This is a genomic window from Actinoplanes sp. ATCC 53533, assembly GCF_003947245.1.
On record NZ_QHHV01000101.1, the window covers coordinates 21110 to 27944 of the forward strand.

9 protein-coding genes are annotated in these 6835 nt (G+C 69.6%); 6 read left to right on the forward strand and 3 right to left on the reverse strand.

From position 1 onward, the window contains the following. Nucleotides 1-16: 16 nt before the first annotated feature. Nucleotides 17-988 carry a pentapeptide repeat-containing protein gene (locus DMB66_RS30000; protein WP_125807474.1) on the forward strand — a complete coding sequence of 324 codons (972 nt, stop codon included), beginning with the start codon at nucleotides 17-19 and terminating at the stop codon, nucleotides 986-988. A gap of 33 nt (nucleotides 989-1021) precedes the next feature. Here the strand turns inward: DMB66_RS30000 and DMB66_RS30005 are convergent, their stop codons facing one another. After that, nucleotides 1022-1528 carry a hypothetical protein gene (locus tag DMB66_RS30005; protein ID WP_125807475.1) on the reverse strand — a complete coding sequence of 169 codons (507 nt, stop codon included), beginning with the start codon at nucleotides 1526-1528 and terminating at the stop codon, nucleotides 1022-1024. A 139-nt stretch (nucleotides 1529-1667) separates the two neighbouring features. Between DMB66_RS30005 and DMB66_RS30010 the strand changes: the two genes are divergently transcribed. Genes DMB66_RS30010 through DMB66_RS30025 form a run of 4 tightly spaced genes read left to right on the forward strand, consistent with a single transcriptional unit; the run spans nucleotide 1668 to nucleotide 4874 of the window. Beyond that, complete coding sequence (locus DMB66_RS30010; RefSeq protein ID WP_125807476.1) at nucleotides 1668-2081, forward strand: Rrf2 family transcriptional regulator; 414 nt, start codon at nucleotides 1668-1670, stop codon at nucleotides 2079-2081. 8 nt (nucleotides 2082-2089) lie between these two features. Further along, nucleotides 2090-3148: an ABC transporter substrate-binding protein gene (locus tag DMB66_RS30015; RefSeq protein ID WP_125807477.1), complete on the forward strand. Its 1059-nt coding sequence runs from the start codon at nucleotides 2090-2092 to the stop codon at nucleotides 3146-3148. A gap of 57 nt (nucleotides 3149-3205) precedes the next feature. Beyond that, complete coding sequence (locus tag DMB66_RS30020) at nucleotides 3206-3988, forward strand: ABC transporter ATP-binding protein (RefSeq protein ID WP_125807478.1); 783 nt, start codon at nucleotides 3206-3208, stop codon at nucleotides 3986-3988. Next, complete coding sequence (locus tag DMB66_RS30025; RefSeq protein WP_125807479.1) at nucleotides 3978-4874, forward strand: ABC transporter permease; 897 nt, start codon at nucleotides 3978-3980, stop codon at nucleotides 4872-4874. Before DMB66_RS30020 ends, DMB66_RS30025 begins: the two co-directional genes overlap by 11 nt. 12 nt (nucleotides 4875-4886) lie before the next feature. Here the strand turns inward: DMB66_RS30025 and DMB66_RS30030 are convergent, their stop codons facing one another. Further along, nucleotides 4887-5774 (reverse strand): hypothetical protein, encoded by an 888-nt coding sequence (locus DMB66_RS30030; RefSeq protein WP_125807480.1) that lies wholly within the window; start codon nucleotides 5772-5774, stop codon nucleotides 4887-4889. Between the two features lie 34 nt (nucleotides 5775-5808). Continuing rightward, entirely contained in the window at nucleotides 5809-5988 is a 180-nt protein-coding gene (locus DMB66_RS30035; RefSeq protein ID WP_125807481.1) for a hypothetical protein, read from the reverse strand. 128 nt (nucleotides 5989-6116) lie between these two features. On the opposite strand from DMB66_RS30035, the gene DMB66_RS30040 reads away from it, so the two are divergent. Next, a partial coding sequence (locus DMB66_RS30040; RefSeq protein WP_148112779.1) for a 1-acyl-sn-glycerol-3-phosphate acyltransferase occupies nucleotides 6117-6835 on the forward strand: 719 nt, incomplete at its 3' end.

Below are 6835 nucleotides of genomic sequence, written 5' to 3' on the forward strand. Positions count from 1 at the left end.
CCTGATCGTGTCGGACATGAACCTCCAAGGCATCGATCTGCGTCGCCGCGCCGTACTCGGCGTCGAGTTCCGCCGGTGCGAGCTGGCCTTCGCCGACTTCACGGGCGCCGATCTGTCGTTTGTCCGGTTCGTCGACTGCAACCTCTACCGGGCCGATTTCACCAGCACCGTGCTGTACACAACCTGGTTCCATGAATGCAATCTGACCCGGGCCGAATTCAAGCGGAGCTATCTGCTGGGGCTGCGTTTTCGCAACGTGGACCTCACCAAGACCGCCTTCGACCCGACGCCCGCCGTCGGTCTCGAGCGCAAGATCCGCGACGGCCGGGCCCCCGGCATCCTGCGGGTGGAGCTGCTCGATCGGCTCCCGCGGGACGCACCGGAGCTGGAGGAGGAATACAGCGGCATTCGCATGCGTCGCGACGATCGGACGGTGGCCTTCCTGCGCGAGGGTGACTCCGCCGCCAGGCGCCGGATCCGGCTGGCGGAAACCGCCAAATATCTGAAGCTGGCCTATGCCGGAAACGGTTACGAGCGCCAGGCCCAGCATTACCACGTCGTCGAACGGCGGCAGCGCCGCAAGGCCATGCACGGCTCCCTGGGGGCCCGGCTCAGACGGATCCAGGATTTCGTCCTCGGCGACCTCATCTGGCGCTACGGGACCAGCGCGGTGCGACCCGTGCTGTCGCTCGCGATGATCGCGCTGCTGGCCTCGGCGATCACCTTCGCGGCCCCCGCGCTGGACAGTTCCACCGGTCTGCGGCCGGAGCAGGGCACGGGCGCCTATTCGTTTCAGGGCTGGACCGACCGGTCGCTGTACGACTACCTCAACGTGCTCTATTTCTTCCTCACCGCCCCGGCCGGCGGCTCGCAGGATGATCTGCACGGCTGGGTGAAGATCGTCTTCACGGTCTACCTGCTGACCGCGCTGTGGCTGATCGCGCTGACGTTCGAGGCCTCCACGAGGCGGCTGGGCAACGCATCGTGACAGGGCACGGCAGGCGCCGCGGCTGAAGCAGCACTACCGAGCGGCCGGCACGCCGTCGATCGTCACCTTCGGGTTCAGCTTGACCAACTGAGCCACCACGTCCGGGCGTGCCTTCGGGAAACGCAGGTGATCACGCGCCACGTACGGGGCGCCGGTCGCCCGGGCCACCGCGTCGGGCACCAGCCCGCCCAGGATCAGCACCACGCCGGCCACACCCAGCACCGCGAAGATCACCGTGGGCGGGTTCAGGTCACCGAAGCGGCCCCAGAGCAGCAGCACGTCGGCGGCCACGAAGAGCAGGATCACCATCGGCGCTACGCCGTACCCGAAGATCTTGCGAAGCCGGGTCACCCGCTCGACGGAACGCGCCGCGCTCGCGCCCATCGGCACCTCGATCGCGGCCCGTGACCAGGGCAGCCGGGGCAGCGGCACCGCGACCGTCTCCCGCCCGCCGTCGCCGGTCAGCACCTGCTGCGGCCAGCGCAGGCCGGCCACCTCGTGCAGCCCGATCCGGATCGGCGTCGTCCCCTGGGTCCCCACGGCCGGTGACGATACCCGCTTCCGCTCTTCTCACCATCCGGATCGGGCTTGACGAGCCTTACCTACTTCATCCACTATTCCCATCCATCAGATAGGGAAAGCAGAGTATGCGCTTCACCGGACCGAGAGGACATGCGACATGTACGTCTCGGCACGCACCGACTACGCCGTCCGGGCCATGCTGGCGGTCACCGCCGACCACCCGCACCTGGTCAAGGCCGCCACCCTGGCCGCGGCCCAGGACATTCCCCTCAGCTTTCTCCAAGGCATCCTGCTCGACCTGCGCCGCGCCGGCCTGCTGCACAGCCACCGCGGCGTCGACGGCGGATACTCCCTGGCCCGCCCGGCCGAGGAGGTCACCGTCGGTGACGTGGTCCGCGCAGTCGGCGGCGCCCTCACCACGGTCCGCGGCCTGCCCACCACGACCACGACCTACCACGGTGTCGCCACCGGGCTCAAGGACGTCTGGCTCGCGGTGGAGGAAGCCATCGAGGGCGTCGTGAACCACCGCACGCTCGCCGAACTCACCGTTTCCACGAATTCCAAGATTTAGGAGTGAGCATGAGCTCCCGCACTCTCCGTGTGCTTGCCCTCACCGCTGCCGCGGTCCTGGCCACCACCGCCCTCTCGGCATGCGGAGGCGACGACGAGGCCGCCGCCGGTGGCGAGGCGAGCGCGCTCCGACTCGGCTACTTCCCGAACATCACCCACGCGCCGGCCCTGATCGGGGTGAAGAACGGCCTGTTCCAGCAGGCGCTGGGCAGCACGAAGCTGGAACCCAAGACCTTCAACGCCGGCCCGGCCGCGATCGAGGCGCTGTTCTCCGGCGCGATCGACGCGACCTACATCGGCCCGAACCCGGCGATCAACGCGTGGGCCACCTCCAAGGGCACCGCGATCAAGATCATCGCGGGTAGCACGTCCGGCGGCGCCGGCCTGGTGGTCAAGGCGGGCATCAACACCCCGGCCGACCTCAAGGGCAAGAAGATCGCCACCCCGCAGCTCGGCAACACCCAGGACGTCGCGCTGCGCGCCTGGCTGAAGTCGAACGGCCTCAACGCCGACCAGCAGGGCGGCGGCGACGTCTCCGTGCTGCCGCAGGACAACGCGACGGCGCTGCAGGCCTTCGCACAGGGCGCCATCGACGGCGCCTGGGTGCCCGAGCCCAACCTGAGCCGGATGATCCTGGAGTCCAAGGGCAAGCTGCTGGTCAACGAGAAGGACCTGTGGCCGAACGGTCAGTTCGTGACCACCCACCTGATCGTCAAGCAGGAGTTCCTGAAGAAGTACCCGGAGACGGTCAAGAAGCTGCTGCAGGGCCACCTCGCCGCCGAGAAGTTCATCGCGACCGACAACGCCGGCGCCCAGAAGGCCGCCAACGAGCAGCTCGGCGCCCTGTCCGGCAAGCCGCTCAAGGACGAGATCCTGACCTCGGCGTTCAAGAACCTGACGTTCACGAACGACCCGATCGCCTCGTCGCTCTACACCAGCGCACAGCACGCCCAGGATGTCGGCCTGCTCAAGCCCGTCGACCTCAAGGGCATCTACGACCTCGGCCCGCTCAACGAGTTGCTCAAGGCCGACGGCCAGCCCGCGGTCAGTGACGCCGCAGCCTCCTGATCCACCTCCGGCCGGGTCCGCCGACGCGGGCCCGGCCGGCTCCACCTGGGAGTTCCCATGAGCATTCTGGAAGCCACGGACATCCGGACCGACCGGGACGCGGTCGTCCGCCTCGACAGCGTCTCCAAGCAGTACGGCTCCGGCAGCAACGCCCTGCTCGCCCTCGACCGGGTCTCCCTGACCGTGGCGAAGGGCGAATTCGTCTGTCTGCTGGGCGCCTCCGGCTGCGGCAAGAGCACCCTGCTCTCCCTCGTCGCCGGCCTGGACAAGATCAGCGGCGGCAGCCTCGACATCGGCGGCCGGCACGTCTCCCTGATGTTCCAGGAGGCGGCCCTCTTCCCGTGGCTGTCCGTGCTGGGCAACGTGGAGCTACCCATGCGCCTGGCCGGCATCGGCCGCGCCGAGCGCAGGCAGCGCGCCGAGGAGTTGCTCGAGGTGGTCCGGCTCAAGGGCTTCGGCCACAAGCGCCCGCATGAGCTCTCCGGCGGAATGCGCCAGCGGGTCGCGCTCGCCCGGTCCCTGGCCCAGAACGCCGACGTCCTGCTGATGGACGAGCCGTTCGGCGCCCTGGACGCGATGACCCGCGACATCCTGCACGACGAGCTGGAGCGGATCTGGCGCGAGCAGGAACTGACCGTGATCTTCGTGACGCACAACGTGCGCGAGGCCGTCCGCCTCGGCGACCGGGTGGTGCTGCTGAGCAGCCGCCCCGGCCGGGTCATCGAGGACTTCAAGATCACTCACGCGCGCCCCCGGCGCATCGACTCCCCCGAGGTCTCCGGCCAGGCGGCCGAGATCACCGACCGGCTCCGCGCGGAGGTCGCCCGCCATGCAAGCTGAGGTTCCCGCGGCCCCCGACAACCGCACCGCGGCCGACGCCGCCGCCGCGGACCGGATCACCGGTCTCGACGTGCTCGAACTCGGCCCCAAGCGCGGCAAGGCCGCCCTCGGCGGCCGGATCTGGCGCAGCGCCTGGCCCAAGCTGCTGGCCATCGCGATCGTCATCCTGGCGTGGCAGACCGTGGTCTGGGCACAGTGGAAGCCCGAGTACGTGCTGCCCGGCCCGGCCACCGTCTTCGGCGACCTGGGCAGCCTGATCACCACCGGCGACTTCTGGGACGGCGTCCGCCTGACCATGCTCCGGGCGATCACCGGCTTCGCGCTGGCGGTGCTGATCGGCACGGTCATCGGCGCCGCGGTCTCCCGGTTCGCCCCGCTGCGGGCCGCCATCGGCTCGCTGATCACCGGCCTGCAGACGATGCCGTCGATCATGTGGTTCCCGCTGGCCATCCTGCTGTTCCAGATCAGCGAGAGCGCCATCATGTTCGTGGTCGTCATCGGCGCGGCGCCGTCGGTGGCGAACGGCCTGATCAGCGGCATCGACTACGTGCCGCGGACCTGGCTGCGGGTCGGCCAGGTGCTCGGCATGAAGGGCTTCGCCAAGTACCGCTACCTGATCCTGCCCGCGTCGCTGCCGTCGTTCATCTCCGGCCTCAAGCAGGGCTGGGCGTTCTCCTGGCGCAGCCTGATGGCCGGCGAGCTGCTGGTGATCGTGCCGGGCGCGCTCTCCATCGGGGTACGGATGCAGCAGGCTCGCGACCTCAGCGAGTCCAGCCTGGTCATCTCGTTCATCATCGTGGTGCTGGTGATCGGCATCCTGATCGACGTGCTCTTCAACGCCGCCGACAACGCGCTGCGTAAGCGCTGGGGCCTGACCGGCAGCTGAGAGGTGCCGCGGTCAGATCGGCCGGACCGACTGCAGCACCTCGTCGATCACGTAGTCGAACTGCTTATGGGTGCCGGGGATCGAGACGTACAGCACCGCCGCGGTCGGCTTGCCGACGTCGATGACCGCCACCGCCGAGAGCTCGTCGGTGGCGGTCAGCCCGGCGGCCTTGAAGTGCAGCCGGAACTCGCTGACCCAGGCCGGCCGCCCGCCGAGCGTGGTCATCTCGTCCCGCAGCGGCTCCACTGTGTTCGGCTGCGGGTAATACTCCGCGCGCACGTCCGCGGCGACCTGCCTGCCCACGCACTTGAGATCGGCGATCACCGCGTCGTTGTCGGCCGCCGGCACCGCCGCCGACAGGATCGAGGCATGGTACGTGCCGCCGATGTACTGCTCCGTCACGAAGTGCTGACCGACGCGGTAGGGCACTCGGAGCGTGCCGGCCCGCCAGGTCGTGTCCCACGGGACCCAGGGCGCGGCGTACTTCTTGTAGGAGATCCCCGCCTCGGGGTCGGTGGTCCGCGCGCCGGCGGCGGCCGGCGGAGCGGCGCTGGGCCGGCCGGTCGGCTCCGCGCTGGGCGCCACGGTCGGCGCCGGGCACATCTGCGCCAGCGGCGGCCGCAGATCGGCCGGGGCGGCGGCCTTGCCACCGAACGGGAGGCCCTCCGAGCTCAGGCCGACGATGAGGAGCACCACCAGGCCGACAACGAGGATCGCGCCGGCGACGCCTCCGAAGATCAACATCTGCCGGCGGCGGCGCTGTGGCCCGTCAGCGACGGGCGGCTCCGGCGGGGCGGGCGGCGGCACCAGCGGGGGCACACCTGGAGCGGTCACCGTGCCCGAACCCCACGCGCCGCCCGGCCGCGACCAGGCGGCAGGGGGCTGCGTGCTCTCGGACATCACCCAAGTGAACACCACCGGGGCGCGTCATGGGTCACCGGCCGAGCGCGGTGCCGGCCTCCGGCGGAAAGGTCTGGATGACCGAGGCACCGGCACCGCCGGACCCGGCCGGGCCATACCAAGGGGCGAAAGCGACCACGAGCACCAGAGCGAGCCCGAAGACGGCCAGTGCGAGCACGATGCCCAGCTCCCGGCGGGCGGACACGGTCTGCATGCGAAAGCCTCCCCAGTGAAGCCAGACCCCTCCCGGGATCCAGCGCAGTCAGTTGTAAGACGCTGCTGAGGCCCAATCGGTTGCATCGCACGCGGGCAAGGTTCACCCAACCCCGGTACCGTAATCGGATGGAAATCGTTTATCCCCCCGTCGTCGGCGTCGCCAAGACGATGTTCCGCGTCCTTGACCTGCGGATTCAGATCGAAGGCGCGGAGCACATCCCCGCCACGGGCGGAGCCGTACTGGCGAGCAACCACGTCAGTTATCTCGATTTCATCTTCTGCGGTCTCGGCACCCAGCCGGCCAAGCGTCTGGTCCGGTTCATGGCGAAGAAGTCGGTCTTCACCCATAAGGTGAGCGGACCGCTGATGCGCGGCATGCACCACATTCCGGTGGATCGCAAAGCGGGCAATGCGGCCTTTCACGAGGCCGAGACGGCACTTAAGGAGGGCGAGGTGGTCGGCGTCTTTCCGGAGGCGACGATCAGCGAGTCCTTCACGGTGAAGGCGCTGAAGTCGGGCGCCGCCCGGCTGGCCGAGGCGGCCGGGGTGCCGCTGATCCCGATGGCGGTCTGGGGGCCGCACCGGCTCTGGACCAAGGGCCGCAAGAAAGAGCTGACCAAGCGGCACGTGCCGGTCATCATCAAGATCGGCGAGCCGATCCGGGCGGCGATCGGCGCCACCGCGGAGGCGACGACGCTGGTCCTGCGCCAGCGGCTGAGCGTGCTGCTGGACGCGGCGCAGCGGGAATATCCGGACAAGCCGTCCGGACCGGACGACACCTGGTGGCTGCCGGCCCACCTGGGCGGCACGGCGCCGCGGCCGGAGGAGATCGGCGACGCCGCCCC

Coding starts and splice junctions, on each gene's coding strand:
- DMB66_RS30000 (WP_125807474.1), top strand. CDS start 17: ATGAACCTCCAAGGCATCGATCTGCGTCGCCGCGCCGTACTCGGCGTC.
- DMB66_RS30010 (WP_125807476.1), top strand. CDS start 1,668: ATGTACGTCTCGGCACGCACCGACTACGCCGTCCGGGCCATGCTGGCG.
- DMB66_RS30015 (WP_125807477.1), top strand. CDS start 2,090: ATGAGCTCCCGCACTCTCCGTGTGCTTGCCCTCACCGCTGCCGCGGTC.
- DMB66_RS30020 (WP_125807478.1), top strand. CDS start 3,206: ATGAGCATTCTGGAAGCCACGGACATCCGGACCGACCGGGACGCGGTC.
- DMB66_RS30025 (WP_125807479.1), top strand. CDS start 3,978: ATGCAAGCTGAGGTTCCCGCGGCCCCCGACAACCGCACCGCGGCCGAC.
- DMB66_RS30030 (WP_125807480.1), bottom strand. CDS start 5,774: ATGTCCGAGAGCACGCAGCCCCCTGCCGCCTGGTCGCGGCCGGGCGGC.
- DMB66_RS30035 (WP_125807481.1), bottom strand. CDS start 5,988: ATGCAGACCGTGTCCGCCCGCCGGGAGCTGGGCATCGTGCTCGCACTG.